The sequence below is a fragment of the Paenibacillus agaridevorans genome, from assembly GCF_018604145.1.
GTDB lineage: Bacteria > Bacillota > Bacilli > Paenibacillales > Paenibacillaceae > Pristimantibacillus > Pristimantibacillus agaridevorans.
Genome location: NZ_CP075889.1, coordinates 7173170 through 7199989, shown reverse-complemented (window position 1 = coordinate 7199989; position 26820 = coordinate 7173170). Strand labels below are relative to the sequence as shown.

General features: G+C 54.6%; 22 protein-coding genes. 8 read left to right on the top strand and 14 right to left on the bottom strand.

Annotated elements, in window-relative coordinates; genetic code table 11:
* The first annotated feature begins 9 nt into the window (after positions 1–9).
* On the top strand, positions 10–1137 hold the full coding sequence (locus tag KJW29_RS28960; RefSeq protein ID WP_214627245.1) for a response regulator: 1128 nt from the start codon (positions 10–12) through the stop codon (positions 1135–1137).
* Positions 1138–1389: 252 nt separating this feature from the next.
* On the top strand, positions 1390–4860 hold the full coding sequence (locus KJW29_RS28955) for a cadherin-like beta sandwich domain-containing protein (protein WP_214627244.1): 3471 nt from the start codon (positions 1390–1392) through the stop codon (positions 4858–4860).
* A 72-nt stretch (positions 4861–4932) separates the two neighbouring features.
* On the opposite strand, the gene KJW29_RS28950 is transcribed toward KJW29_RS28955, so the two are convergent.
* The 3 genes from KJW29_RS28950 to KJW29_RS28940 all read right to left on the bottom strand — a co-directional run bounded on the left by KJW29_RS28950 (position 4933) and on the right by KJW29_RS28940 (position 7987).
* Positions 4933–6990 carry a glycosyl hydrolase gene (locus tag KJW29_RS28950; RefSeq protein ID WP_214627243.1) on the bottom strand — a complete coding sequence of 686 codons (2058 nt, stop codon included), beginning with the start codon at positions 6988–6990 and terminating at the stop codon, positions 4933–4935.
* Between the two features lie 191 nt (positions 6991–7181).
* On the bottom strand, positions 7182–7493 hold the full coding sequence (gene trxA, locus KJW29_RS28945) for a thioredoxin (RefSeq protein ID WP_087569952.1): 312 nt from the start codon (positions 7491–7493) through the stop codon (positions 7182–7184).
* Between the two features lie 74 nt (positions 7494–7567).
* Positions 7568–7987 carry an RrF2 family transcriptional regulator gene (locus KJW29_RS28940; RefSeq protein WP_087569953.1) on the bottom strand — a complete coding sequence of 140 codons (420 nt, stop codon included), beginning with the start codon at positions 7985–7987 and terminating at the stop codon, positions 7568–7570.
* 102 nt (positions 7988–8089) lie between these two features.
* On the opposite strand from KJW29_RS28940, the gene KJW29_RS36330 reads away from it, so the two are divergent.
* Positions 8090–8467: a hypothetical protein gene (locus tag KJW29_RS36330; protein ID WP_246608426.1), complete on the top strand. Its 378-nt coding sequence runs from the start codon at positions 8090–8092 to the stop codon at positions 8465–8467.
* Positions 8468–8666: 199 nt separating this feature from the next.
* Here the strand turns inward: KJW29_RS36330 and KJW29_RS28930 are convergent, their stop codons facing one another.
* The 3 genes from KJW29_RS28930 to KJW29_RS28920 are packed head-to-tail and all read right to left on the bottom strand — an operon-like array spanning position 8667 to position 11753.
* A complete protein-coding gene (locus KJW29_RS28930; RefSeq protein WP_187103241.1) occupies positions 8667–9509 on the bottom strand; it encodes a carbohydrate ABC transporter permease in 843 nt (280 codons plus the stop codon).
* A complete protein-coding gene (locus KJW29_RS28925; RefSeq protein ID WP_187103240.1) occupies positions 9506–10402 on the bottom strand; it encodes a carbohydrate ABC transporter permease in 897 nt (298 codons plus the stop codon). The genes KJW29_RS28930 and KJW29_RS28925 overlap by 4 nt, the downstream gene beginning before the upstream one ends.
* 22 nt (positions 10403–10424) lie before the next feature.
* A complete protein-coding gene (locus KJW29_RS28920) occupies positions 10425–11753 on the bottom strand; it encodes an ABC transporter substrate-binding protein (RefSeq protein WP_246608425.1) in 1329 nt (442 codons plus the stop codon).
* A 258-nt stretch (positions 11754–12011) separates the two neighbouring features.
* Here KJW29_RS28920 and KJW29_RS28915 point away from each other — a divergent pair, with 258 nt between their 5' ends.
* The 3 genes from KJW29_RS28915 to KJW29_RS28905 all read left to right on the top strand — a co-directional run bounded on the left by KJW29_RS28915 (position 12012) and on the right by KJW29_RS28905 (position 16005).
* The gene (locus KJW29_RS28915; protein ID WP_214627242.1) at positions 12012–12764 is read left to right on the top strand and encodes a response regulator transcription factor; all 753 of its coding nucleotides are present in this window, start codon (positions 12012–12014) and stop codon (positions 12762–12764) included.
* Complete coding sequence (locus KJW29_RS28910; RefSeq protein WP_214627241.1) at positions 12761–14515, top strand: sensor histidine kinase; 1755 nt, start codon at positions 12761–12763, stop codon at positions 14513–14515. Before KJW29_RS28915 ends, KJW29_RS28910 begins: the two co-directional genes overlap by 4 nt.
* 293 nt (positions 14516–14808) lie before the next feature.
* Positions 14809–16005, top strand: coding sequence for an acyltransferase (locus KJW29_RS28905; protein ID WP_214627240.1), 1197 nt, complete (start codon positions 14809–14811; stop codon positions 16003–16005).
* A 533-nt stretch (positions 16006–16538) separates the two neighbouring features.
* Here the strand turns inward: KJW29_RS28905 and KJW29_RS28900 are convergent.
* Genes KJW29_RS28900 through nirB form a run of 3 tightly spaced genes read right to left on the bottom strand, consistent with a single transcriptional unit; the run spans position 16539 to position 20340 of the window.
* Positions 16539–17504: a uroporphyrinogen-III synthase gene (locus KJW29_RS28900; RefSeq protein ID WP_214627239.1), complete on the bottom strand. Its 966-nt coding sequence runs from the start codon at positions 17502–17504 to the stop codon at positions 16539–16541.
* Between the two features lie 27 nt (positions 17505–17531).
* The gene (gene nirD / locus KJW29_RS28895; protein WP_214627238.1) at positions 17532–17864 is read right to left on the bottom strand and encodes a nitrite reductase small subunit NirD; all 333 of its coding nucleotides are present in this window, start codon (positions 17862–17864) and stop codon (positions 17532–17534) included.
* A 25-nt stretch (positions 17865–17889) separates the two neighbouring features.
* Complete coding sequence (nirB, locus tag KJW29_RS28890) at positions 17890–20340, bottom strand: nitrite reductase large subunit NirB (RefSeq protein WP_214627237.1); 2451 nt, start codon at positions 20338–20340, stop codon at positions 17890–17892.
* A gap of 310 nt (positions 20341–20650) precedes the next feature.
* On the opposite strand from nirB, the gene KJW29_RS28885 reads away from it, so the two are divergent.
* Together KJW29_RS28885 and KJW29_RS28880 are read left to right on the top strand one after the other, a co-directional pair.
* Positions 20651–21223, top strand: coding sequence for an ANTAR domain-containing response regulator (locus KJW29_RS28885; RefSeq protein WP_246608424.1), 573 nt, complete (start codon positions 20651–20653; stop codon positions 21221–21223).
* A 242-nt stretch (positions 21224–21465) separates the two neighbouring features.
* The gene (locus KJW29_RS28880) at positions 21466–22698 is read left to right on the top strand and encodes a nitrate/nitrite transporter (RefSeq protein ID WP_214627236.1); all 1233 of its coding nucleotides are present in this window, start codon (positions 21466–21468) and stop codon (positions 22696–22698) included.
* Positions 22699–23030: 332 nt separating this feature from the next.
* Here the strand turns inward: KJW29_RS28880 and KJW29_RS28875 are convergent, their stop codons facing one another.
* The 5 genes from KJW29_RS28875 to mobA form a co-directional block, all read right to left on the bottom strand.
* The gene (locus KJW29_RS28875; RefSeq protein ID WP_214627235.1) at positions 23031–23297 is read right to left on the bottom strand and encodes a hypothetical protein; all 267 of its coding nucleotides are present in this window, start codon (positions 23295–23297) and stop codon (positions 23031–23033) included.
* Positions 23298–23690: 393 nt separating this feature from the next.
* On the bottom strand, positions 23691–24749 hold the full coding sequence (gene hisC / locus KJW29_RS28870; RefSeq protein WP_214627234.1) for a histidinol-phosphate transaminase: 1059 nt from the start codon (positions 24747–24749) through the stop codon (positions 23691–23693).
* Positions 24746–25216 (bottom strand): VanZ family protein, encoded by a 471-nt coding sequence (locus tag KJW29_RS28865; protein ID WP_214627233.1) that lies wholly within the window; start codon positions 25214–25216, stop codon positions 24746–24748. Before KJW29_RS28865 ends, hisC begins: the two co-directional genes overlap by 4 nt.
* A 50-nt stretch (positions 25217–25266) precedes the next feature.
* A complete protein-coding gene (locus KJW29_RS28860) occupies positions 25267–25785 on the bottom strand; it encodes a GNAT family N-acetyltransferase (RefSeq protein ID WP_214627232.1) in 519 nt (172 codons plus the stop codon).
* A gap of 104 nt (positions 25786–25889) precedes the next feature.
* A complete protein-coding gene (gene mobA / locus KJW29_RS28855; protein WP_281426298.1) occupies positions 25890–26714 on the bottom strand; it encodes a molybdenum cofactor guanylyltransferase in 825 nt (274 codons plus the stop codon).
* Positions 26715–26820: the final 106 nt, after the last annotated feature.

Here is a 26820-nt window from a genome sequence, read left to right as displayed (position 1 = left end):
GAGTCAACTATGAAAGTTGTGCTGGTGGATAACGAAAACTCGGCGTTGATCAGTTTAAATAAACTGTTGAGTGCAAGCAATGATGTCGAGGTGATTGGCGCATTTACGCAGATCGGGCCTGCGATCGAACTAATTTTGCAAAACCAGCCCGAAACGGTGTTTATGGATATCGAAATGTCCGAAATGAGCGGATTGGCTGCGGCAACCGTCATTCGTTCCATCTCCCCGCGCACCGAAATAATTTTTGTAACCGCTCACCGTCAATATGCAACTGATGCATTCAATCTAGAAGCGTTCGATTACCTATTAAAACCCGTTAAAAAAGAGCGTTTATCGAAGACTCTCGTACGCCTGCGCAAAAGGGGATACCTGGAGCCGGCCAAGCCGCGGCAACCTTACATTTATTTGAGATGCATGGGCAGAATGCTTGTGCACGTGACCGGACAGGAGCCCCGAGCGTTGAAATGGCGGACAACCAAGGTGAAGGAATTGTTTGCGTATTTGCTGCATAGCCGCAATCAGATCATTAGCAAAGACAAGCTGATTGAGCTATTGTGGCCGGATGTTGACGAACAAAAGGGTACCTCCAACCTTCAAACCAGCATATATCGAATTCGAAGATTGATCGAAGATCAGGGATTGGAGCAATGGATTAACATTCGTTACCTCGAATTCGGTTACATACTGGAAACCAATCAGTTGATAATCGATGCGGAGGAGTTGGACGTTAAATTTCGACAATTGATGCCGATCTCGCCGAATCATTTGACCGAGCATCAACAGTTGTTCGAAGCATACAACGGAGATTACATGGGGGAAGACCAATATTTTTGGGCGGAGACCGAACGTCTTCGTCTCAGGACGATGTGGCTCCAGCATGCGCATAATCTGGCAGCCTATTATCTTGAACAAGGAAGGGAGCTTGAAGCTCTAACCGTATACCATCGCATCTTGCGGCTTGATCCTACTCTGGAGGAAGGCCATGTAGCGTTAATGCGCATCTACGATCGGCTTAATGATCGAAACTCTGTCGAGCAGCAGTATGCGTTGATGACCACGATCCTGAAACGGGAAGCGGATGTGGAGCCGAGTGCGGAGACGATGGAATGGTATCAAAATTGGCAGCAGAAGCGCTGAAGCAGCGGAACGGGATTATGGAACAAACTGCACTTCTTATTGCATCCGCAAACCAGCCGCGAGATGGTCAGCAGTTGGTCAGTATCGGGTAAGCGTTTGGTGAGAGGTTTGTCTTAAAATGTTTTTGATATGCACTTACAAATATCGACAGGAGGGCGATAAATAAGAAAAAACAGGGGTGAATTTGTGGAACATTGGCGTTTTATCTGAAAAATTTGCAATGTAGTTAAACCAAGGAGATGAGTTGAAATCATGCAAGCAATGAAAGTACGATCTTGGGTGGCCAGGTTTCTTGTCATGTGTCTGGTCATAACATCCGTTGGCGTATTCGGCGCGGATCGCGTGAGTGCGGCTGGAAAAAGTTATCTGGTGCTTGTCAATCAGTCTACAGAATTTAGCAGTAATTCTCCTATTAACGCGACAGTTAACGTTGATAGCGTAGACTTGCCTGCTCTAGATGACAGCGTACATTTGTTGGTTTATGCCAACGATGTGGATGAAGCGGACGGAGAGTGGGATAAAGTTCGTTGGAATGGAACGGACTTGGGCGCAGGTCCTGGCGAAGGGATTTTGTCAGGTCAGAACGAAAGCGACAGCACGACCGTCTTTACGCTTTCTCCTACCGATGTTTTGGAAAACAACGGGTTTCAAGTACGAGTTACGCAAGGACTCGGCAGTACGAACGACTGGCTGCTGAACTTGCATTGGATCCAACTCGTTATCGACGGCGGCCCGGCCGACGAAGCAGAAATTACCAAACTGCAGCCGACGGCAACCGCTCCCGATACGGTAACGGTCGCGGTCGACACAAGAGCGATCCTGGCTGGCGACTACTACCTGGAAGTCAATTTGATTGACGAGCAAGGCTATAACCGCGGGATCAGCACACAAATCTATAAAGGAGCGGACACTGGCGATGTGTTCGAGCATTCATTCGATGTGTCCGGCTTATCCCCGGGCAGATATACGACGAATGCCATTTTATACGAATACAATGACAACGAGACAGTCGAAAGCAATAAAATTGGAGCGGTCCAACATCTCCGTACGGCTACGATCGATACGGCCGTTACCTTAAATGGACTTAGCTTCGTTCCAAACGACGGCGCGGACCCCCTTGCATTGGCACCGTCTCCTTTTAGCCCGTTCACAACGCAATACAATGCTAGCGTACCTTACGGTGTCGATACGTTAAGCCCCGCACCGGTGCTGTCCCTGCCGAGCGGTCAATTGGCCTTACAAGTAAACGGCGGCGGCTTTATTCCGGTCGCCGATCCGGCAAACCCTGCTGATATTCCGCTTCGTGTGGGCCGGAACGTCATTCAATACAAAGTTTACACACCGGAGGCTCCGGACGGCCAGATCTATACGATCACGATCGATCGTGCGCCGAAGCTGGACGATTTGATCCTGGTTCCGGCGGCCGAGCTTGATCCCGAATTCGACGGCGATACGCCGAACCCAAGCCCCGGCTACCATACGACAGTCGGCAATCCGCAAGACAGCATCGTGCTGACGCCGGTTCTCCCGACGGATGCGCATGAAGATACGACGATTACCGTGAGCCTGAACGGCGGAGATTTCGAAGTATTGCCTGATGGAGGTCCGGATACGGACGATTTGCCTCTAAATGTCGGTCGCAATACAATTACCGTTCGTGTCACATCGCCTGATGGACTAGTTTCCACAGACTATCCAATCGTTGTCGACCGTGAGCCGGCGCTTGCCGCCCCTGGACTGAGCGCAGGCGGGGACGACCTGTCTCCTGAGTTCAGCAGCGACGTGTACGACTACGTGACCGTAGTTGGCCATACAGAAACGCCGATTACTCTGACGCCTGAAGTAAATGGCGGAGAAACGATCGAAATTCGCGTAAATAGCGCCGATGAAGCAGACTTTGTACCTGTAGGCAGCGGAATCGAGAGCGATGAGCTCGATTTGATTGCCGGAACCAATATCATTGAGGTTCGCGTGAAATCGCCAGATTACGACACTGCGCTTGCAGGCGTCGACCCGGCCGATAAGGCCGATCTGGTCAAAACATATACGTTTACCGTTATTCGCAGCCCGTTCCTGACTGATCTGATCGTTCATGACGAGGATCTGACAGAGGCATTTGACGCAGCCGAACTGGGATATGCAACTGTGGGTTCGCTCCCATACACGCAGTCCTCCGTTACGGTAACGCCTACGACAACGGATGCGCCTGTCAAACTGGAAATCCGCGTTAACGGCGGAGATTATGTTGCGATTAACAGCGGAGATGAGAGCGCGGAGCTTCCGGTAATAAGCGGCGACAATACGATTGAAGTTCGGGCGACATCGATCAATCCGATCGACGAGGAAGAATATTCGACCGTCTACCGCGTCGTTGTTCGCAAAGACTACCCGCCATACGTTGGACCAATCCTTCCGGTATCTCAGCTTGACGCCGGCGTAGACGAGAAGGGCCAACGCGTTCTGGTAACCGATATTATCGGCAAAGAGCTAACATTGTCGGCATCTCTCCTGAAGTCTGACGGCAAGGCTCTGGATCGTCCATCGTTTACGATTGGCTCGAACGGCAGCTACACGCTTGCTAACATTCCAGCCGATTCGTACGACATGGTGCTGACCGTAAACGGTCCTGCAGGCGAGAAGTTGGCCGGCCATGTGGCCGAGCTAGTAGTTGGACAGGACGGCCGCGGCCAAGCTGACGGCAAGCTGATCGATCCACGCAGCAAGGTAACGGATATTGCGACGGGCGATGCGCTGGCTGGTGTTGAAATTACGCTGTATTGGGCAGACACGGAGCTTAATCGCTCCAAAGGACGTACGCCTGGCGAAGCAGTAAAACTCCCGGAATTGCGTAATTTCGCACCACATCAGAACAACGCTGTTCAAACAACCTCGGCCGACGGTCTGTTCGGTTGGGTGCCGTTCGTAGATAGCGACTACTACTTTATTGCAACAAAAGAGGGTTACCACACGTTCGACAGCCGCGACAACGCTCGCAGCGGCCAGTTCGGCAAGGACAGCCAAATCGCAGGCGGAATCATTCATATCGGCCAATCTATTGTCACTTACGATTTCTCGATGAAGCCGGAAGGCGCCGAGACATCGTCCGGAACACATGAGCCGTACATGAACGGATATCCGGACGGCAAATTTAAGCCGGAGAGAGGGATTTCCCGCGCGGAACTCGCGGCTGTACTATCCCGCATTATTCCGGTGAACCCTGCCGTATCCGTTAACGTTCCGCAGCTTAGCGACCTGAAAACACGCTTCTGGGCATCGGAATCCATCGAAACGTCGCTTAAGCAGGGCTGGTTGAAAGGCTACACAGACGGAACATTCCAAGCGGCAAGATTCGTCACTCGCGCAGAGCTTGCTCAAGTCATTTACAATATGAAGGCTGCCGAATGGAAAGACGTAAGTCTTGATTCCAAATTCAACGATATTGCCGGACATTGGGGAGCGAAAGCGATCGCTGCAGCTACAAATCAAGGTTTGTTCACGGGCGACGCAAACGGCAAATTCCGTCCTAACGATGCGGTAACGCGCGCGGAAGCGGTAACGTTGTTCAACAACCTGCTTGATCGCAATCCTGAGGAAGTGAGCGGAACACCTAGATGGTCGGATGTGCCAACTTCTTATTGGGCATATGAGGATGTTATGGAGGCTTCCATTACTCACGAGTATGTAAAGTATGACAATGGCGTTGAAGTTTGGGCTGCCGAATAGCTCATTTTATGGCGATAAGAGAACCTGATGCGGAAACGCATCGGGTTCTCTTTTATTAGTTTATTTCTGCTTTTAATTTTCGCTATAAGCAATCGAAGTATCGATACCGACCAAGCTGCGCTGCGGGTCCCAGGTGACGCCGAAGTCAATCAGCTTTGCAATGTCGCGCAGCTTAAAATAGTTATAGCCGTCGATGTTGTAAGCGATCAACGGCACCTCGAGGCCGTCCACGTACAGCTTGGAGCCCGTCTGCAGCGCCGTCTTGTTCTTCGCGGCCATGTTTCCAGCGGCAAGCTCTCCCCCGACAGGGGTATAGGCCTCGCCGACCGCCAGGCTGATGGCTTTCTTTGCATTGTCCCAGCCTACCTGGAACGCACCCTCCGTGCCGTCCAGCGCCATGGCGAGATCCCGCAGCTTGAAGTAATTGCTGCCTGCGATTTTGTACGCGTCAAACGACACCTTGCTGCCATTAACAAGTACATCCGACGCGCTTGGCGTCGCCACCGCCGTCGGCTGCTTCACTGCGATGGATATGGTCTTCTCCGAAACCGGCTTGCCGTTTGCGGCATAGGCGGTTACCTTAAGCCCTACCGTCTTATTGTTGTGCGGAGCAAAGTCGTACTTGAACGACCAGGGCGCCTTCGTTGCCGTCGCGATCGTCTTGCCTCCGATGGAGTAGACCACTTTGGACAAAATCGGCTCAACCGTTCGGATAAACGCGCTGAGCTCGACAGGCTTCGGCGCAACGGTTGTACCCAGCGGCTTGTACGAAACCTTCGACTCCCCGCCTATCGTCGACAGATAAAATGGATTGGCGACCGCAGCCTTGTATGCGGCCAGCACCTTCGCGTTATCCGATAAGCTATACGAATTCAGTCTCCCGTCTGCCGTCCTCGTCGTATCGAACCAGAAGACGCCCTTGACCCCGGGATAAAGCATGGGAAGATTGGCGTAAAACTGCTCGATCTGATAGACCGCCCAATCCGTCTTGTCGGTATGATGAACGGGGTCCGAGTAGGAGATGCCGCCCTCGGAAATAAATACCGGCTTCTTTTTGCCGTACAGCTTGTAGATATTATCGAATTTCTCGATAAAGCTGGACCGGTCTACGCCTTTCTTAAGCGGATCAAGCGTTCCGTTGTGTGCCTGGTACATACTGACACCGACCCAGTCGACGTATTCGTCTCCAGGGTAATAATCTTCGATGTTGTCGATTGGGAAATAAGCCGGCGCCCAGACCATCGCGACATTTGGCGCTTCCTCGCGGAACACCTTGGCCACGATTCTGAACTTGTCGATATAGTCCTGCGGATTCGTCTCGTACCACTCGATCCAGCTGCCGTTCATCTCGTTCGCGAATCGGAGAAAGATGGGGATGCCGACATCCTTGGCGGAGCGGGCCAGCGAACGCAAATAATCTCCGTCCTGTACCTCGTCCAATCCATTTATGGGCTGCAACGCAACCTGAAGACCGACGCCAGCAGCTTTGGCGCGCTCGATATGCCCGCTGTATTGGCTGAAAAACGGTTTCCCCCAGCTCGTGTACAGCAGATACATGGCATGTTTTTTGCCCGTCAGCTCCGGAAAGGCGCTAATATAATGAGGATTGCCGTCCGTAGAATCATGCACCTTCTTGTCCGCTTCGGCATAAGCGCCTATGTAGGCTCCCGTCTTTGGCTCAAACGGCGCGCCGTGGTAGATCGTATTCGGCGTCTCGCCCGCCTCCTGCGTAACGAACAGCTCTATGCGGCTGCGCACCCAATCCGCCTTCCGATTGGCGGCGATGGATTCTTGCGTCTTGCCGCCTTTGGCCCAATAAGCCGCCTCGCTCTCCCAGCTTTTGACCGCATCGTCGTACTTGGCCAGCGCAATCTGGGATTCCGCCATCTTGTTGTACATTAACGCCGCGTTCGTAACTTCTCCGCTCTCCGCAAACAGCCTGATGCTGGCTTTATAACCCTCGATAGCGGACTCGTGCCTGCCCGCCGCCCTGTCCTCTTCCGCCTGCTTGTACAACTGCCACACATTGGCCGCCGCAACCGGCTTAACCTCCATCATAAACAACGAAATTACCGTTGCGAAAATGAGTAATAATTTGACTCTTGCCATGCTTCCAGCCCTACGATTCAATCTTCTCTGCCTCCAGTTTCCTAGTCGAATAGTCATGTTTCAATTGCTGTATTCGCTAATGAACTGGGAAATTCCTCCTCCCGATCCTCCAAGGTCAACATCGGAAGGCCTATTTAAACAGAAAACCGCCGGCTGCAGCCATGGGCTGCGCCGGCGGTCATGCGATTGTCGCGGATCGCGACAATGACCTTTTACATTTGGTTAGCGATCTTGGCTTTCAGGGCGTCTTTGCTCTGCAGGCCGACCATCTTGTCAACCGGTTGACCGTCCTTGAACAGGATCAGCGTCGGGATGCTCATTACTCCGAATTGGGAAGCGAGCTCGGGCTGTTCGTCCACGTTGATCTTCGCGATCGTCGCTTGGCCTTCCAGTTCTGTAGCCAGCTCCTCTACGATTGGAAGCTGCATCTTGCAAGGTCCGCACCATGGTGCCCAGAAGTCAACCAGGGATACGCCGCTTTCCACGCTTTGCGTGAAGTTGTCTTTAGTCAGTGCTACTGCCATTGTTAATCATCCTCTCTTATCCAATTCTATATGATCAAGGGGAATAACCCGTATCACCATCACTTCTTTACCCGCTAATCGCATGCGTGAATCTGCTTTAGCACATTGCCGATCGTAATGCCGAGGAAGTGCTCCTCCAGCTGCTTCTCCGCCTTGCAGAAGATGCCGTACATGACCTGCGTCATGTTGGAGCCTACCTTGCAATCCATGTCCGGATCGCCGGAGCACCAGCTTGGGATCAGCGAGCCTTGGGCCATCACCCGGTAAATATCGGCCAGCGTAACCGATTCGGGATCAATCGTTAAGCGGTAGCCGCCTCCCGAGCCCTCGCGCGTCTCGACATAGCCGCTTTTGCGCAAAGCGCTCATTACCTTGCGAACGCGGGCGGAATGCGTGCCTACGTTCTCGGCAATCATGTCGCTGCTCGCCATCTTCTCCGGCAAGTAAGCCAAGTATACCAGACTGTGCACGGCAATTGTAAATTCACTGTTCACGGTAAGCGAGCCTCCTTGCTTGTTACTGTAATAATATCCGTTACAGTTAGTCTTGTCAAGAGGCAGCACATCTTTTTCACCATGCTAGATAGCATGCGAAGCATGACCGCTGGTTATGCAGGGGTCATTCGAGCTCGAGACATTTTTTTTGCGTTCAGCAGTCATGATGGCAACAGGTTCCCGAATACAATGAAGTACCTGCTCCGAGTCGAAGGAGCGGCGAGTCTCCAATCCATGCGCTCGGCGGCGAGCCTTGAGGAGGTGGTGATGATGGGATTGTTTGGAAGGCGATGGGTGACGGTCCGAACGGAGAGCGGCTCCAAGGCGGACGACATCGACAGACTGCAAGCCGTGTTCAAGAGCAACGGGTTGAAGTCGAAGATTTTGATGGAAGGCAGCCATCTGAAAAAAATTCAAGTCACAACCAAAGATGTTGAACGCGCGAAGGAGCTGATCGACGTTTTTGAACAGGAAATTTGATGGAATGTACTTCAAGCCCGTTCAAGTGGAATAAACCGAAAATAAGGTTTCGGGAATCGAATTTCTTCAAGAAAATGGACCTCAAATGCCACTTCGAAGTGGCATTTGAGGTCCATTCGTTTATTAATGGGAAAGCTCCCGTAGGCAATCGTCAGATCGCTCCTTGTTTCCCCTTCGAAGCTCTTCCAGTCTTCCTCCCTTATCCTTTTAACCCTGTAGTCGAGATGCCTTCCACGAAATACTTCTGAGCCATGAAGAACAAAATGATGCACGGCACGATGCTGACGACGGACATGGCCAGCACCTGGTTCCACGACACCGCCGAAGATGCGTCCAGCGTCATGCGAAGACCGAGCGATACCGTAAACTTCTTCACGCTGCTGATATAGATGATGGAATTGAAAAAGTCGTTCCACGTCCAGATGAACTGGAAGATGCCGACGGAGAAGATTGCGGGCTTGCAAAGCGGCAGCAGAATCCGTATTAATATCGTGAACGAGTTGCAGCCGTCGATCTTCGCCGATTCGTCCAGCTCCCGCGGCAAGCCGCGGAAGAACTGGATCAGCATGTAGACGAAAAACGCCGATGTCGCAAATGCCGCCGGCACGATAAACGGCAGGTACGTGTCCAGCCAGCCCATCTTGTTGAACAAAATGTAGCGCGGAATCATAATCGTCGAATCCGGCAGCATCAGCGTCGCCATCATGAGCGAGAACAGAATCGTCTGCAGCGGGAATCGAAATCGGGCGAAGCCGTAAGCGACGACAACGCTGGAGACAATGGTGAAGATTACGGTCGGAACGACCAGCACGAACGTATTAAGAAAGAAATCCTTGAAGCCGTACTGGCCCGTGCCTGCCCATCCCTTCGCGTACGAATCCGTCACGTAGCTTCCCGCGAACAGGCTGCTGGAGCCGAAGATGTCCGCATTCGTCTTAAACGACGATACGACCAGCCAGATGAGCGGATAGACCATGGCGAAGCCCAGCACGACGAGTAATACGTATGACAGCAGCTTGTTCCCGCTTCGGGCATCCGTCATTTGCCTTTCCCCCCATCCTCGTAGTGCACCCAGTACGTTGAGCTCTTGAATATAATCGCGGTCACGATCATGATAATGACGAACAGCACCCAGGACAAGGCCGATGCGTAGCCCATCTTGAAGAAGGTAAACGCTTCTTCATACAGCTTTAGCGCGTACAGATAAGTCGATTTCATCGGTCCCCCGTTCGTAATGACGAAGGCGCCGGTGAATTCCTGGAACGCGTTGACCATCTGCATGATCAAGTTGAACAAAACGATCGGCGTCAGCAGGGGCACCGTAATGGTGAAGAACAAGCGCGTCTTCGACGCTCCATCGATGGCTCCCGCTTCATATAAGTCGCCGGGAATCTGCTTCAATCCCGCCAGGAACAGAACCATGGACGAGCCGAATTGCCAAACCGACAGCATGCCCAGCGTGTACAACGCAATATCGGGATCGCCAAGCCAGTCTACCGCCGGGAGGCCAAGCGCGCCCGTCATGCCGTTGACGACTCCGTCCTTCATGAACAGGAACCTCCAGAGGACGGATATTGCCACGGAACCCCCAAGGATGGACGGCAAGTAATACATCGTCCGGAAGAAGTTGATGCCGCGCAGCTTGGCGCTTAGGATCAGGGCGATGAACAAGGCGAACGCAAGCTTGACCGGTACCGCCATCAGCACGTAGATCGTCGTCACCTTTAGGGCCTGGAGAAATCCGGGATCGTCCGTCAATATCTTCTTATAGTTGTCTAATCCCACGAACGTCGGAGCGCTGACCATATTGAAATCGGTAAACGAATAATAGAACGAAGAGAGAAACGGATAGAACTGAAAGACGAGCAGGCCGACGACCCAAGGGAGCACGTAAAGCAAGCCGACATATTGGTAGTTTCTTTTCTTCAGGGACACGGTGTCATCGGCTCCTTTCCTTCTACTTTCTTCCTTGCAGCTCGCTCAGCTTCTTCTCCAGACCTTCGATCAGCTCGTCCGCGCCTTGCTCCGGCGTATTCCGTCCGTATGCGACCTTCTCGATCGTGTCCTGCAGGATAGCGGAAATCTCGGAATTGGTCGAGATGGAATTTTCGACGATGCCCGCGTTCGCGAGGCCTTCCTCCACCGCCTTCGTGATGGCGGGATCGATCTTGCCTGCTTCTACCGCCGCTTGCTGCGCCTTCGACGATGACGGGACCGAACGAACGTCGCCCAGGATTGCTGCGGCTTCCGGATCATTCATGAACCAGTTCAGGAAGGCGGTTGCCTCTTCGGGATGCTTGCTCTTCTTGCTGATCGCGATCAGTTGGGAAGGGCGAACTACGACCGACGAAGCTTTGGCGTCGAGAGCCGTAGCCGGCAGCGATGTCGTCACTTCCGTCCCCTCGGACAGGACATTGCGCAGCGACAGAAGCGTGCTGCTCATCGAGGAGATCATCACGATATCGCCGTTGATCCACTTCGGGTTTTGCTCCGTCTTGCCGTAGAACAAATCCGCCTCGCCCAGCGGCTGGTAGACACCCGCTTTTATCGCCTTGTCCATCCAAGTAAGTACGGCAACAGCATCTTCTTTGGCGAAGCCCAGCGTATAATCGTCTTTGATCCATTGATCGCCGATTCTCTGCTTGAGCATGTTGGTGAAGTCACCCATAAGATGACCATGATCCGCCAGCAGCAAGAACTTGGAGCTGTCCTTCTCATGAAGCTTCTTGCCTTCTTCGTAGAGGCGCTCCCAATCCCACCGGATGTCGGTCGGGACGCCCAAGCTGTCGGCCGCCGTCTTGTTGATGACCAAGGCGTATGCATTGACGCCCGTCGGCAGCGCCACCAGCTTATCGTTATAGGTGCCGAAGTTGTCGAGGAACGCGGAATCGAAGCCATCGAGCGGCAGGCCAGGCAGATCCTTCAGCTCCAAGAAGCTGTCACTGCGGGAGAGCTCGTTCATCCAAGGCACGTCCAGCTGCATGATGTCGGCCGAAGTGCCGCCAGCGAGCTGCGTCTTCACCTTCTGCTCGTAGCCGTCGAAGCCTTGATACTCCGCTTCGATCGTGACGTTTGGCGCGACGGCCTTGTAGGCTTCGATCGCGGCAAGCGTAGCCTCGTGGCGCTCCTGGCCGCCCCACCAGCTAAATCGCAGCGTCACGGCTTTGTCGCCGCCGCCTCCATTACCGCTATTGTTGCCGTTCGTTCCTGACGAGCAGCCTGCCAGCAAAACGACCATGGCCGTAGCGGCGAGTATGCCGGATTTCCATTTGTTTCTTTTGTTCATCGTGTATTCTCCCCTTCTTGTGTGTATTTGAAATCGCTTACCCGAAGTATAAACCTATCGGGCAACGTCTTTAAGGCATCCAATCTTGGATTTCAGTATCACTTTTTCAGCAGAATGGCATCTTAGTATCATCATCTTGGATAAGGTGTCATTTTTCCCGAGAATGCGCTTTCGAAAGCACTTTCATTCTAAATCATATACAATGGAGAGAGAAAGAACCCAAGGCTCCAACGACTTCAGAACGCAAGAGGTGAGCTTATGTATAACCTGCTCCTGGTCGACGACGAGGCTGACGCCAGAGAAGCGCTGTCTAATTATTTCCCATGGAACGAAGTGGGATTCCGAATCGCCGGACAAGCCGGCAACGGCAAGGAAGCGCTCGAGTTTCTTCTTAAGAACGATCCTCCCATCGACGTCATCCTGACCGACATCAAGATGCCCGTCATGTCCGGCATCGAGCTGGCGGAGGCGGTCTACGAGCGCAAGCACGACGCCCAGGTCATCTTCCTGAGCAGCTACAGAGAGTTCGAGTATGCGCAGAAGGCGCTCAAATACAGGGTCAAAAATTATATCGTCAAACCTGCGAAGTATCAGATGCTGCTCGACGTGTTCGGCCATCTGCGGGTAGAGCTGGAGGAGCAGCGCAGGGAGCGCCCGGCTCGCGATGACGAAGGCGCAAGCGAAGAAGGGCTGCTGATCGCGCGCATCAAAGCGTATGTCCGCAGCGAATACAGGGACGCCACGCTGGATCATGCCGCCCAGCAGGTCCATCTGAACGCGAATTATCTCAGCTTCCTGTTCAAGCAGAAGACCGGCCAAAATTTCTCCGACTATCTGATTCGGGTAAAGATGGAGGTCGCCCTTAAGCTGCTTCGCGACATGCGCTACAAGACGTATGAAATTAGCGAGATGGTCGGCTACGCCAACGCCAAAAACTTCACGCGGACCTTCAAATCGTTCTACGGCAAGACGCCCAGCGAATACCGGAACGGGCTGCATGCGACGCCATGAAACGACGGTATTTTGCCAAACATCTGGCGACGTTCCTCATACCGCTCCTCTTCCCGCTGCTCATTCTGGGCTCGCTTTCGTTTTTTACGACCCAGCATGATATGAAGAAGGACATTAACCGGAACAGCCACTTTCTACTGACGCAGTCGCAGAATCAGCTGGAGCTTATTCTACGCGAGATCGATACGTTAAAGCTGGCTCTCTTCCAGAACTCCCGGGTTTTCAACGAGCTGTCGGCCATTCTGCAGCAGCCCGAGTTCTCTTACGAGAGCTCCAAGTCGTACCAGCTCGCCTTCAGCTTTATTAATGCGATGACAAGCTCCAAACCTTATATCGACTCCTTTTACTTCTATAGCGACAATCCATACCGGCGCTTTGTTTCGTCCGCGGACGGCATATCCTCGCTGGATCACTTCCGGGACACGAGCTGGTTCATCAACTTCATGGACTATAAGGGACCGCCCGCCGAATGGACGGAGCGTCGCAAGGTAGCCGCCTACGATTTGCAGCAGACGACCGACGTCGTCACCATCTACCATGTGCTTGCGGAAGAGAAAATCGGCATCTTCCTCAACATCCGTACCGCATATATCGAACGGCTGCTGCGGGATATAACGAACTACGAAGGCCAGCTCTTTCTCGTGCTGGACGAAGGTAACCGCGTATTGTTCGCGAACCGTCCGCAATACGACATCGGCGAAGCCGAACTCGCGGCCATCGCCTCACGCGAAGAAGCGTCCTTCGATATGGATTTGCCCGGCGGCGAAGCCGGCGTCACGAAGATCGAATCGGGGCGTTACGGCTGGAAGTACGTCTCGGTCATTCCGCATGCTTCGCTGTACGAGACGCCCTCCCGCATTCTGAACTACACCGTTTTGTTCGCTTGCGTCTCCTTCGCGCTCGGCCTGCTGTTAACCTTGTACCTGACCCGCCGCAATTACCGGCAGCTGCTCGCCATTACCTCGCTGATCCGATCCGCGGAGAACAATAAGTCGCAGCTTCAATCGCCCAAGCGGGTAAAGGACGAATACACGTATATCATGCAGAACATGGTGCAGCACTTCATCGAGCACCGGTACGTCCAGACGCAGCTGTCGGAGAAGAAGTACAAGCTTCAATTCATGGAACTGCTGGCGCTGCAATCGCAAATCAACCCGCATTTTCTGTACAATACGCTGAATTCGATCTACTGGGAGACCGTCGGGCTGACAGGCAAACCGAACAAGGCAAGCACCATGATCGAGCACCTTTCCGACATGTTGTCTTATTCGTTCAGCAATCCGGCCAACGAGGTGACGTGGGAGGAAGAGATTGCGAACACGTCCAGCTACATCCACATTCAAAAACAGCGCTACAAAGAGCAGTTCGATGTCGAATTTCAATACGGGGAAGATGTGCTGCCCTACTACACGCTGAAGCTGCTGTTGCAGCCGCTGGTGGAGAACAGCCTGTACCACGGCATCAAGGAGAAGAACGGCCGCGGGCTGATCCGGATTCGGATTACGCGCGCCGGCGAGGAGCTTCGCCTGAGGGTTGTCGACAACGGCATCGGCATTTCGGGAGAACGTCTTGCCTATCTCCGCCAGGCCTTGTCCGACGAAGGGGAGCCCTCTCGCCATATCGGACTGATTAACACGCACCGAAGACTCCGCCTCATGTACGATGCCGGCTACGAGCTTCGGCTTTGGAGCAAGGAGGGGCTGGGCACCGTCGTGTCGATCCGGTTGCCGCTGCGGGATCGGCCTTCTTGAACGAGCTATACCGCCATAAAAGAAGTCAGGGCTATCCCGCGTCTCATGATCGACGATGTGGGATGGCCCTCGTTATTTTGTCATACTTTGTATTTACATGACGATTCATGACCTATTGTGAATATCTTGTAAATGAATAACAAAAGTTAAATTAAAATATTTTAATGTTCCATTTATTGATATTGTAAACCGCAACGAACTGCCTTGAATTGGCATTGATTATAGTGTTAACATGAATTGTATATGTATCATGCAGAAATAAAAAATTAATTATAAATGGAGGACCCAGGAACATGACCCAACCCGCACAACCGGAACGGACGCATATCCCGGAGCTGCAACTCGTACGCGCGCTTGCCATCCTTGGCGTGCTGACCGTGCATGCCAGCGCAACCGCCACCATCACCATGAAGGAATCCGCTTATTACTATTTCTACAACTTAATTAATACCGTCATGCGCTTCGGCACCCCGACCTTCATTCTGCTCAGCAGCTTTGTCCTATTTTACAGCTATTACTCCAGACCTTTGAACGGCAAGCTTATTGCAGGCTTCTACAAGAAGCGGCTATTGTACATTCTCATTCCCTATGTCGTCTTCTCGGCGATCTACTTCGCTTATGTAAAGGACTTAACCGGCGTTCCGATCTGGAGTCTGGAATCGCTTGGCGAATTTATGAGCAAGCTGTTAATGGGCGAGGTGTACGCTCATCTGTATTTCGTCTTCATTAGCATCCAGTTCTATCTGCTGTTCCCGATTGTGTTATGGGCCGCGAAGCGATGGAAGAACCTTGCGCTCTGGTTCGTGCCGCTTGGCTTTGTTCTTCAGTGGACATTCGTGCTATTGAATTTGCATTATTGGCAGCTGCCCAACAAAGGAAGCTGGGCGCCGACCTACTTCTCGCTTTTCTTCCTGGGTGCGACGCTTGGCATCTACTATCCGAAGATAAAAGGCTGGCTGGCCATGACTCGCGACAATCTGAATGTTGGCCGCGCTGTTATGTGGCTTCTTGTCTGGGGTGCTTGGATTGCGGCATCCGCCGTGCACGTGACCGTCTGGTACAACGCGCGGCTGTATGGCACGATCTATCCCGCCGAGCTCTATGAAATCTTGTGGAATGCGCAAGCCGTCCTGGCGGCGCTCGTCCTCTTGCATGCGGCATTTTTTATCTATCGCCATCTGCCTGCAGGGCTATCTGCCATGCTCTATCGGCTCGGGCAGCTGTCATTCGGCATTTATCTGGTGCATCTGCTTTACCAAGCCTGGTTCGAGAGACTATTGCCGGCTCCGACCTCGGCCAGCGCCCTTCATCTCTACTATCTGGCAAGCTGGGTCATCATGTTGACCGCATCTTGGCTGACCGTGTCGCTAATCTCCCGCTTCGTGCCTTTCGCCTGGATTTTATTCGGCAAAGTGCCTGCGGCACAGAAGCTTCAGCGGAGCGGAGCAAAGGCTTCCGTTCCTGCCGGGAAGCGGACCGTTGCGGGTTAGACGCCGCCGCCGCGACACGGCATTATTCGCAGACATTGGTGAAGTTTGATGGGACTTGCCAATAACAAAGGCGGTGCCTGGGAGGAATCCTGGCACCGCCTTTTTCTCGGACTACAGCTCCTAAAGTTACTCCGACTATCCCTGTAACCCGATTTTCTCGGGCTACAGCTCCGAAAGTTACTCCAACTAGCTCTGTAACCCGATTTCTCGGGCTACAGCTCCCAATGTTACTCCGATTAACTCTGCAACCTGATTTAATCGGGCTTTTGCTAGCCGCGCCGCATTATGCACTTCAACTACTCGAGCACTAAGCCCCCTGCGCCCGCACCTAAAATTCGCGTGGCATCAATGCCGTCAAGTCGCGCAGCGAATAGCTCACCTACACGCTCATCGCCGCGACGGCTTCCCGCCATGCGAGGCTCTCGCGCAGGTTCACAACCGGGCCGTTGACGATGGCGACTGGGCTAGTCAACTCCCGAACCCGCCCGGCAAATTGACGAACCTTAGCAACCCACCGTCATTCCCATCGCCCCTCACACTTCCATATCCGAGGCCGCGCATTCGCCGGCAATACCGGCAACGGCGGCAAACTCATCCGCCTCGCTCTGCTTGCCCTCCTTGCCTTCCTTGCTTTCCTCGCTCTGCTTGCCCTGCTTGCCGTCCCTACGTTTCTCGCCGCTTATCGCCGATCGGCTGCCGTAATACTTGGAGATCGCCACGACCATGCTGCCCATCCGCTCCTCCTCCGGATAGAGCACCCGCTCCACGCCTTCTTCCGTCAGCGCCTCGGCCGTCACCTTACCTACGGCTACCGCCAGCATGCCATCGCCGAATGCCCGAAGCAGTGCTTCCCGCTTGCCAAGGGCCGCAGCGACGTTCATTACGCAACGAACCTGCACCGTGCTTGTAAAAGCAACCGCCTGCACGGCCCCCCGAAGCACCTCGTCGATGAGTACCTCGACGGAGTCGCCTTCCGGCGGGACATGCCGATACGGCAGCAGCTCCTCGCAGACGGCTCCGAGTTCGCGCAGCTTACCCGTAATCTTGGGAGCGGGATCGCCGTACAGTTGGAGAACGACGCGTTTGCCACGCAGATCGGCATCGCCCATTTCCGCCAGCATGCCGGCCGTCGTTCCGTCGTTATCGCGGATGACGGGCGTTATGCCGAGCTTCCGCAGCACGTTGACCGTTTTGTAGCCGCGTGCCCCTACTTTCATTTTGCCGAGCGCTGCCAGAAAGGGGTCCGTCAGCCCGAGCCGCTCCGCCGTCTGCAGAAGCGCCTCCGTCCCGACCCCCGTTGTCAGAAGCAGCCAATCCGCGGGCTGCCGTATCAAATCCCTCAGCTGCTTCTCGATCATGCTGTCGTCCAGAAATACCGTTCCTTGCGCCGGTCGCACGACCGTCTCTCCTCCGAACTTGGCGATCATGCGCCCGATCTCCTCCGCCTTGCGAGGTCCTGTGACCGCAACCGTGACGCCTGCCATCCGAGCTGTTCCCATTTCCAGCCCTCCATTCCATCCGCGTTCTTATGAAGCTTGCATATTAGACAGGTTAACGGACAGATACACGTTGCCAAGCTCGTCGATGCGGATCGGGAATGCCATCACGCAGCCGTTATCCGGCGCCTGTACCTTGCCGTCGTTCAGATCGATCTTCCAATCATGCAGCGGACAGTAAACGTGATGATCGCATACCATTCCTTCCGACAGCTTCCCCTGCTTGTGCGGGCAGCTATTCTCGATGGCCTTCAGGCTGCCGTCCGACAGCTTGAATACGGCAATCTCGATTCCTTCCAGCTTCAACACGCGGCTTCTTCGTTCCTGAAATTCCGACACATGGGCGACAATCAGTTCCGTCATCGTTACACTCCCCCTGCCTATTCTCTCATTTGGACTCGCCGGCCGCAGCAGTTTCGGGGCTAGTCGGTCCGGTAAGCGCGTCGAACGCTTTGCGCAAACCGTCATTCTCGATAATTTGTTTCCATGGATCTTCCTGCATCAGGCTGAGAGCCTTGTCGATCCGCGAAATAAGAGCATCCCGGTCTTCCTTGGTCGCCAGCGCCGCCTTGATCGTATCCAGGCCGATCCGGATCGACCATTCGCTCGTCCGCTCTCCCCAGTCCGCCGTCTCGCGGTAATATTGAAGATACGCAGCCGTCCAATCCATGACCTCTTGCTCCGTCTTCACCTTTACGAGCAGATCCGCCGCGCGCACTCTCGTGCCGCCGTTGCCGGCTACGTAGAGCTCCCATCCGCCGTCGATGGCAACGACGCCAAGATCCTTGATCGTCGCTTCCGCGCAGTTCCGCGGGCATCCCGACACGGCAAGCTTTACCTTATGCGGCGTGCTCAGCCTCTCGAACTTCTTCTCGAGGTCGATGCCCATCTGGATGGCATCCTGCGTGCCGAATCGGCAAAACGTATTGCCCACGCAGGTTTTTACCGTACGCAGCGCCTTGCCGTAGGCATAACCCGATGGCATGTCGAGATCCTTCCACATACTCGGCAGGTCTTCTTTTTTCACGCCCAGCAAGTCGATCCGTTGACCGCCCGTGATTTTCACCAGAGGCACGTCATACTTCTGCGCCACGTCCGCAATGCGCTTCAGATCCTTCGGCGTCGTTACGCCGCCATAGATGCGGGGCACGACGGAGAACGTGCCGTCCTTCTGAATGTTGGCATGGTTCCGTTCGTTGACGAACCGCGATTCCGGCTCATCCTCGTGATCCTCCGGCCAGATCATGCCGAGATAATAATTGATTGCGGGGCGGCACTTCGTGCAGCCTTCCGGGTTATGCCAGCCCAGCACATGCATGACTTCCTTGGTCGTCGTCATCCGCATGCTCTTAATGGCTTCCACTACCTCTTCCCGCGAGCGGGTCGTGCAGCCGCATATGCCTTCCTTGGCCTCGGTGACATTGTCCGCCCCGACCGTCGCTTCCAGAATCGCCTCGATTAAAGGCTTGCAGCCACCGCAGGAGCCGGATGCCTTGGTACACGCCTTAATCTCGCCGATACTGACGCAGCCCTTCTCCGTTATCGCCTCCACGACGGTATCCTTCGCTACGCCGTTGCAGCCGCAGACGATCTCGTCGCCGCTCATGGCCGACACCAGATCCGTATTGCTTGTTCCTTTCCCGCCTCCCGCCGCGCCGAACAGAACTTCCCTCTCCCTGCCGGAGAAATCTTCGCCGCTTCTAATGTAGGAGAAAATGCGCGAGCTGTCCGTCGTGTCGCCGAAGAGCACGGTACCGATGATTTTGCCGTCCTTGAAAACGACCTTCTTATAGATGCCGTCCAGATCGTCCTGAACCCGAAGAGCCTTCGTACCCGGTTCGTCCAGGAAGATGCCGGCGGAGAATACGTTGACGCCCGAAACCTTCAACTTCGCGGATAGCACCGTTCCGTGGTAGCCGTCGCTATCGACGCCCGCCAGCCGCTTGGCCAGCACGGCTCCCTGCTCGTAGAGCGGAGCCACCAACCCATAGGAGATGCCACGATGCTCGGCGCATTCGCCTACGGCATAAATGTTCGGCACGTTCGTGCCCATATAGTCATCGACCAGAATGCCTCGGCCCACGCCGATTCCGCTGCGCTTCGCAAGCTCCGCGTTCGGCACGATGCCTACCGCCATGACGATCAGGTCGGCTTCCGCCTCCATACCGTCCTTGAACTTCAGCCCGGATACGCGATCGCCCCCGGTAATCCGCTCCGACTGCTTGTTCAGAAGGAAATGCATACCCTGGCGTTCCAGCTCCTCTCGGAGCATGACAGACGCGGTCGCATCCAGCTGCCGGTTCATCAGGTAAGGCGTGACGTGAACGACGCTAACCTCCATGTTCAGATTCAGCAAGCCCCGCGCGGCTTCCAACCCCAGCAAGCCGCCGCCGATCACGACCGCTTTGCGGTAAGCTTTGGCCGTCTCGATCATCGTCTCGCAGTCCTTCATGTCCCGGAAGGCGATGACGCCTTCCTTATCCGCTCCCGGGAGCGGCAGCATAAACGGCAGCGATCCCGTCGCCAGCACCAGCTCGTCGTAAGGGATGACGAGACCTCCGTCGGTCTCGACCTTGCGAGCTTCCGCATCCATGTTCGTCACCGTGTGTCCGGTATGAAGCTTAATGCCGTTGTCCTCGTACCAGCTCCAGTCGTTTAATACAATATCTTTCATGTCGGCATCGCCGGCAAGCACGGATGATAACATGATCCGATTGTAGTTCGGATGCGGCTCGGCGCCGATAATCGTAATCTCGTATCTGTTGGGATTAAGTTTAAGCAGTTGTTCGATAAAGGATACGCCCGCCATGCCATTGCCAACCATCACCAGTTTCTTCATCGTGGTCCCCTCCTGCGTTCGTAAAACATGAAGAGCCTACCCCCGACATGCGCCATGCATGAAGGAAGTAGGCCTCTTTGCCAACCAGGATGCGACACGCCGTTGTGCCGACTTGGAATAATTATTGCAAGTATACCTGCCTTTCAATGTTTATGTCAATATACCTAACACATTTTAGGCTAAAGTGTTGATTTTAGCATCCGAGAAACATAAGCTAACATAAGGCATCGACAGAGATCAAGTGCTGTGTTATATTTACTTACAAATTTCCCAAGATCGACGAATCGGACGATAAGAGGTGGAGTCAAACATGCTGAAAATCATTCTGTTCATCGAGCCAAGAACAACCGGGGCAGACACGGCGACGGACAATCTCCGCCGGAACTGCAAAAAGCTGCATTGCGTCAAAAGCGAGGCCGACGCGCTTGGACTTGTCATGATCGCCGACGTTGCCGTCATCCACGCGCATGCTCCGGAGATGCTGAAGCTGCAGCACGCGTTGACCGGAACCAGGAAACTGCCGATTTTTTGGCTGAACAGCTTCCTGGACAAAGACGCGAAGCCGGAGCAGGAAGACTGGGGATTTGCGCTTGACGGCCTGCTATTCCCCACCATGTGCCCTACCGAGATGGGTTATGCGCTGAGCTTCGGCATCCACGGCTGGAAGCAGCGCAAGCGCTGGGCAGAAGAGAAAGAGAGCCTGTCGCTCCGCTTGGAGGAACGCAAGTGGATCGATCAAGCCAAGGCGGTTCTTAGCGAGATCAAAGGCATCTCGGAGAACGAGGCCTACGATTTCCTGCGCAAGCAAGCTATGAATGAACGGAAGAGGATCGGTGAAGTTGCCGCCAATATCGTAAAAGTATATCAACTCATCCATGGATAATTTTTTATGTAAGGTATATTGACATAAATGTAACCCTCACTCTATAATGCAGGTATGCAAGCGAGCCTTCATGACGAACTTCAATGATGAGGTCCCGTCACGGAAGGGAACTCCCTTTATTCATATCGAGCGAGCACAATGTCGTGCCGCCATGGCAATGAAGCCGCACAACAGTCCTTCGGGATTGTGTGCGGCTTTTGATGTTTGCAGATCGTTTTATATCGGAGAGGAGATGTTTCACGATGATTCAACGTAACGGATTTCTTAAGAGCGGTCACAGCCCTTCCTTGTTCAGCTCGTTTCTGTATTTCGATGTCAGCTTTATGATCTGGGTCCTCCTTGGGCCGTTGTCCGTCATTATCATGGGCGACTACGAGATGAACGCGGCGCAAAAAGCCAATCTGGTCGCCCTGCCGATTCTCGGCGGCTCCATCCTCAGGCTTGTTTTCGGCTACCTGGCTGATCGCATCGGGCAGAAGCGTTCGGGACAGCTCGGCATGATCATCACGATGATCCCTCTCGTCTACGGCTGGCAATTCGTAAGCTCGTTATCCGAGCTGTACGTCGTCGCTATGCTGCTCGGCGTCGCGGGCGCATCCTTCGCCGTAGCTCTGCCGCTGGCCAGCCGGTGGTACCCGCCGCAATATCAGGGACTGGCAATGGGTATCGCCGGCGCAGGCAACAGCGGCACGGTATTCGCCACCTTGTTCGCCAACCGGATCGCGGAGCATTACGGCAGCTGGCAGGCGGTATTCGGCCTGGCGCTGATCCCGATCGTGATCGTGTTCATCGTGTTCAGCATGATCGCCAAGGACAGCCCCGATCAGCCTGCTCCCAAAAAGCTCCGCGACTACGGCGCGATTCTGAAGCAGCGCGATGCTTGGATGTTCTGCATCATGTACAGCGTTACTTTCGGCGGATTCGTCGGCTTGTCGAATTACTTGACGATCTTCTTCAACACGCAATACGGCCTGGACCCGATCCGCGCAGCAGACTTCACGACCGTGTGCGTCATCGCGGGCAGCTTCTTCCGCCCCATCGGCGGATGGTTGTCCGACCGCTTCGGCGGCGTGCGCATGCTGTTCGTTCTCTACGGCATCGTCGGCATCATGCTGGCCAGCGTCTCGTCGCTGCCTCCTCTTACCGCGATGATCATCCTGCTGTTCATAGCGATGATGGCGCTCGGCATGGGCAATGGCGCCGTATTCCAGCTGGTGCCGCAGCGATTCCAGAAGGAGATCGGCATCGTGACGGGCATCGTCGGCGCGGCAGGCGGCGTAGGCGGATTCTTCCTGCCAAAGATTCTGGGCAACCTGAAGCTGACGACGGGCTCCTACACATCCGGCTTCCTTATCCTCAGCGTTATCGCCTTGGCTTGCATCGGACTTATCGCCCTGGTGCAAGGCAGCTGGAAGCGGACATGGATTGCCCAGGGCGGCCGTGCCCGCGTCGAGGATTCGACGATGGCTCAGTAGCGGCGGCTGAACCTGGCCGCCCGTTTGTCCGGCGGTATGTTTCCGAGGCGAGGCGGTTGTATATTGAGGGATGCTGCAGGGGGTGCTTTGAGGGGGGAGGGATGCTTCGAGAGTAATTGTGCATATATACATAATTACTCGACGAGAAATGGCCGCCGAAAACCAAATTGATCAAATATGTACAAATCGATGCTCAGAAAAGCCGATTCAACCTTAACAGGCTCCACATTTGTGTATATTTGAACAATTCCAACAGATTGAGCAGGTTACAGACATTAATTTGAGCATATATGCACAATTTTCAGTAGGTGACAGGAGTAAGTTTGGGCACGTTACAACAGTTTGTTTGAGCACATCTGCACAATTATCCATCCGCGAGCCGGACGGAGGCCGTCCTCCTCAGACGGCTTCACCGCGACCGCTTCCGTGCTTCCGATAGCACCCGCCATTAAGCCCGTCGGAGCACGGGAGAGCCGGCTCGCAATGCGGGCGCCTCGCGCGCGGCAGACTTCGCCGGAGACTTCCGACTCTCCGGCGATCATGCGCCGCAGGCGCCCGCCACTAACCAAAAACAACAGCCATGCCAGGTCCCGTCCCATCCGGGTGCCTGTCATGGCTGTTGTTTTGTTTGGCGATTATTTATGAATTGGCTCTGTTCCGCGCCATCGAAATCCGTTCGGCCTGAGGAAACCCTGACAGAGGTTTTCTTTTGCGGCGAGGGCCAACGGTCTGGACAACGCAACTCGGGGCTAGGCGGCGTAGATCGGCCTGAGAACGCAGATCGGCATGGGCTTGTGCAACTCAGCCTGAGCAATGCAACTCGGTATGGGCAGCACAACTCAACCTGAGCAACGCAACTCGGTATGGGCAGCACAACTCAACCTGAGCAACGCAACTCGGTATGGGCAGCCCACTCGGTATGGCAGCTCAGCTCGGTTCGGTATGGGTAGTCAGCACAGTCTACCGCGCCATCGCCGCGGACCGTTTTTCCGCTACTCCACGATCTCCTTCAGAGCCCCGACGAACGTATTCATCTCCTCGTCGGTGCCGATACTGACCCGCAAGTAGTTGTCGATGCGCGGGGAATTGAAGTAGCGCACCAGCACGCCCCGCTCCCGAAGTTCCGCGAACAGCTCGCTTGCCGGAATAGCAGGATGCTCGATGAACAGGAAGTTCGCCTTGGAGTCCGTCGAACGGAAACCAAGCTCCTTCACTTGCCGAGCTACGCGCTCACGGGTCGCAACCACCTTATCCGTCGTTTCGCGGAAGTAAGCTTCGTCCGTAAGCGAGGCTACCGCGCCGCGAAGAGCGACTCGATCCATTGTGTAGGAGTTGAACGAGTTTTTAATCCGATTAAGACCGTCGATCAACTCCTCCGAGCCGAATGCAAAGCCGACGCGAAGTCCCGCTAGCGAACGAGACTTCGACAACGTCTGCACGACGAGCAGATTCGGGAATTGCGGCACCAGGGTTACCGCTGATACTCCGCCGAAGTCGATATATGCTTCGTCGATGATGACGACGTTGTCAGGATTGCGCTCCAGCAAGGAGCGAATCTCGGACAGCGGAATGAGTTGTGCCGTCGGCGCGTTGGGATTCGGCATGATGATGCCGCCGTGTTCGCCCTGGAACTGCTCCATGGGGATGTTGAACTCCTCGTCCAGTGGAATCAGCTTGGGCGACAGTCCGTACAGCTTGGCGTACACCTTGTAGAAGCTGTATGTAATATCCGGGAACAGCAGAGGCTTCGCGGGATCGAAGAACGCCGCGAACGCAAACGCCAGCACTTCGTCCGAGCCATTGCCGACGAAGGTCTGCTCAGGCGACAAACCGTAATAATTCGCTGCTGCCCGAACGAGCTCGTCGCAGGTAGGATCGGGGTATAAACGCAGGTCGTCATTAACCGCGTCTTCCATCGCTTTCAGCGCGGCAGGGGAAGGCGGGTACGGATTTTCGTTGGTATTCAGCTTTACATAGGTCTTGTCCTTGGGCTGCTCACCGGGCACGTATGGCACGAGCGAAGCTGCAAGCGGACTCCAGAACTTGCTCACTTGTTCAATCTCCCTTCTGTCATGAACGGCCGCGCCAGCATCAGTCCGATCCAGGCGCCCGCCGTGTTCAGCAGTATGTCGTCAATATCGAAGCTGCCAACGCGAAGCAACATCTGCGCCAGCTCCACGCATGTAATTATCGTCACGCAAGCCGTCACCATCCGGAAACCGGACCTGAACCGCTTGTTAAACAACGGCAGGAACATACCGATTGGGATGAAGAGGACGACGTTTCCGAATAAATTTTTGAACCAGGTGTCGAAGTTGAAGTGGTCCCGGTGCACGATATATCGCTCTATCGTATCGAACGGCACCAAATTGTACGCATAACCGGTGTAGAAATAGCGATTCCGATAAAATAGCAAGTATAACATAATAGCGGTATAGACTAATGCGCAAATCAACAAGAAGCCGTTAAAAAAGATGTTCTTACTGTAGGCGTTCCGAAACAGCTTGACCACCGTCACCCCCTAACCGCCCCTTGCTGGAAGGGGGCTGAGTATTGCGTGAAGTTACGTTACTCTACTCGAAGACCCGCAATGACCAAATCCCGCTCCACGCCGTCCAACACAGCCACTCTCGGCAGCAAGCCCCAACGCTGGAATCCAAACTTCTCGAGCAACGCCAGACTCGGCCCATTATGACCGAAGATGAAGCCGACAAGCGTCGTCAGACCCAGCCGCGGACATGCCTCTATCGCCTTTTCGATCAGGAAGGAGCCCAGTCCCTGCGAACGATATTCCTCCGCAATATAGATGCTGATCTCCGCCGTCGCCTGGTAAGCGGCTCTGCCATAGAACGATTGGAAGCTCAGCCAAGCCGCGATTTCGCCGTCTTCCCGCCTGCGAACAACCCAGATGGGTCTTTCCTCCGGCGAATGGGCATTGAACCAGGCCCGTTTGCTCTCTACCGATACCGGCTCGAGATCCGCGGTCACGACCCGACCCGCAATAGTAGAATTGTATATCTCCACGATGCGATCCAAATCCTGCTCGGCTGCGTCCCTTATTTCATACGTCTGATTGATGTCAGTCATCTCCGATGTCCCTGCCTTCCGTCATCCTCTGCCGATTGCTCCAGCTGCTCTTGTTGTTTGTTTGCGGCCATCGTCGTCCCGCTTATCTTATTTATTGTACTCACTCATCCTTCTATCTTATGAGGCTTGTTCGCCAAATACGTCTCGTATTGCTCCGGCGTATTCAGATTATAGAGTCCGTATGCCGCCTTCTCCTGCTCGGTCAGTGTCAGCTCGACGGCTCCGGCGCGGCGCAGCAAAGACATCAGACGGTAATCACCGTCGGCTAACGCCCGCTCTGCGAGCTGCGCAAGCCCCGTGTGGTACAGCGCGTGCAGCGGCTCGCCTTGGGCTGCGACTGCCGGGGCGCCGTTCGCCATCGCTTCGTGCAGCAGTCGCACGAGCCATTGTCGCGACAGCTCCGGCGTATCGCAGGCGGTCGCATACGCATAGCCATCCGGCAGCGCAGCCAGTCCCGCCGCGAGACCTGCAACCGGCCCCGCGTCCTGCTGCCGGTCGAGGACGAATGCGACTCCGCCGGGCAACGGGCCGAGCAAGCTCCGATAGGCGGCTTCCCGCTCCGGCGAGCTAACCGCCACAACGATCTCGCCCGTCACCGCCTCTCGCAGCTCGCCAATGAGTCGCGCCAGCAGCGGTCGTCCTCCCACGGGCAGCAATGCCTTGTCCCGCCCCATGCGCGAGCTTCGCCCTCCAGCCAAGATCACCCCGTGGCAGATCGGAATGAGCCGCGCTTTTAGCGGATTCGACAGGTCCGGTAGGACTGGTGAGTTTGGTGGGTTCAGTAGGTCCGGTGGGTTCGAAAGGTTCGGCAGGTCCGGTAGGACTGGTGAGTTTGGTGGGTTCAGTAGGTCCGGCGGGGCCGGTGGGTTCGACAGGTTCGGTATGCCCGGTGGGTTTGGCGGGTTAGTCCCAAATTCGGTTACCTTCATTGTCCCGCCCCCTCGCGCCTAGTTACTCAATATCTTACGAACATCTACGACGCTTTTTGCCCATTTTGTCGGCGTTCCTCTTTGCGCTCCTTCACCAACCGTTACA

What these genes read in the sequence shown, in the direction of transcription:
- KJW29_RS28960 (WP_214627245.1), top strand. Translation starts at nt 10, where the DNA reads ATGAAAGTTGTGCTGGTGGATAACGAAAACTCGGCGTTGATCAGTTTA.
- KJW29_RS28955 (WP_214627244.1), top strand. Translation starts at nt 1,390, where the DNA reads ATGCAAGCAATGAAAGTACGATCTTGGGTGGCCAGGTTTCTTGTCATG.
- trxA (WP_087569952.1), bottom strand. Translation starts at nt 7,493, where the DNA reads ATGGCAGTAGCACTGACTAAAGACAACTTCACGCAAAGCGTGGAAAGC.
- KJW29_RS36330 (WP_246608426.1), top strand. Translation starts at nt 8,090, where the DNA reads ATGACCGCTGGTTATGCAGGGGTCATTCGAGCTCGAGACATTTTTTTT.
- KJW29_RS28930 (WP_187103241.1), bottom strand. Translation starts at nt 9,509, where the DNA reads ATGACGGATGCCCGAAGCGGGAACAAGCTGCTGTCATACGTATTACTC.
- KJW29_RS28920 (WP_246608425.1), bottom strand. Translation starts at nt 11,753, where the DNA reads ATGAACAAAAGAAACAAATGGAAATCCGGCATACTCGCCGCTACGGCC.
- KJW29_RS28915 (WP_214627242.1), top strand. Translation starts at nt 12,012, where the DNA reads ATGTATAACCTGCTCCTGGTCGACGACGAGGCTGACGCCAGAGAAGCG.
- KJW29_RS28910 (WP_214627241.1), top strand. Translation starts at nt 12,761, where the DNA reads ATGAAACGACGGTATTTTGCCAAACATCTGGCGACGTTCCTCATACCG.
- KJW29_RS28905 (WP_214627240.1), top strand. Translation starts at nt 14,809, where the DNA reads ATGACCCAACCCGCACAACCGGAACGGACGCATATCCCGGAGCTGCAA.
- KJW29_RS28900 (WP_214627239.1), bottom strand. Translation starts at nt 17,504, where the DNA reads ATGGGAACAGCTCGGATGGCAGGCGTCACGGTTGCGGTCACAGGACCT.
- nirD (WP_214627238.1), bottom strand. Translation starts at nt 17,864, where the DNA reads ATGACGGAACTGATTGTCGCCCATGTGTCGGAATTTCAGGAACGAAGA.
- nirB (WP_214627237.1), bottom strand. Translation starts at nt 20,340, where the DNA reads ATGAAGAAACTGGTGATGGTTGGCAATGGCATGGCGGGCGTATCCTTT.
- KJW29_RS28885 (WP_246608424.1), top strand. Translation starts at nt 20,651, where the DNA reads ATGCTGAAAATCATTCTGTTCATCGAGCCAAGAACAACCGGGGCAGAC.
- KJW29_RS28880 (WP_214627236.1), top strand. Translation starts at nt 21,466, where the DNA reads ATGATTCAACGTAACGGATTTCTTAAGAGCGGTCACAGCCCTTCCTTG.
- KJW29_RS28875 (WP_214627235.1), bottom strand. Translation starts at nt 23,297, where the DNA reads ATGGGACGGGACCTGGCATGGCTGTTGTTTTTGGTTAGTGGCGGGCGC.
- KJW29_RS28860 (WP_214627232.1), bottom strand. Translation starts at nt 25,785, where the DNA reads ATGACTGACATCAATCAGACGTATGAAATAAGGGACGCAGCCGAGCAG.
- mobA (WP_281426298.1), bottom strand. Translation starts at nt 26,714, where the DNA reads ATGAAGGTAACCGAATTTGGGACTAACCCGCCAAACCCACCGGGCATA.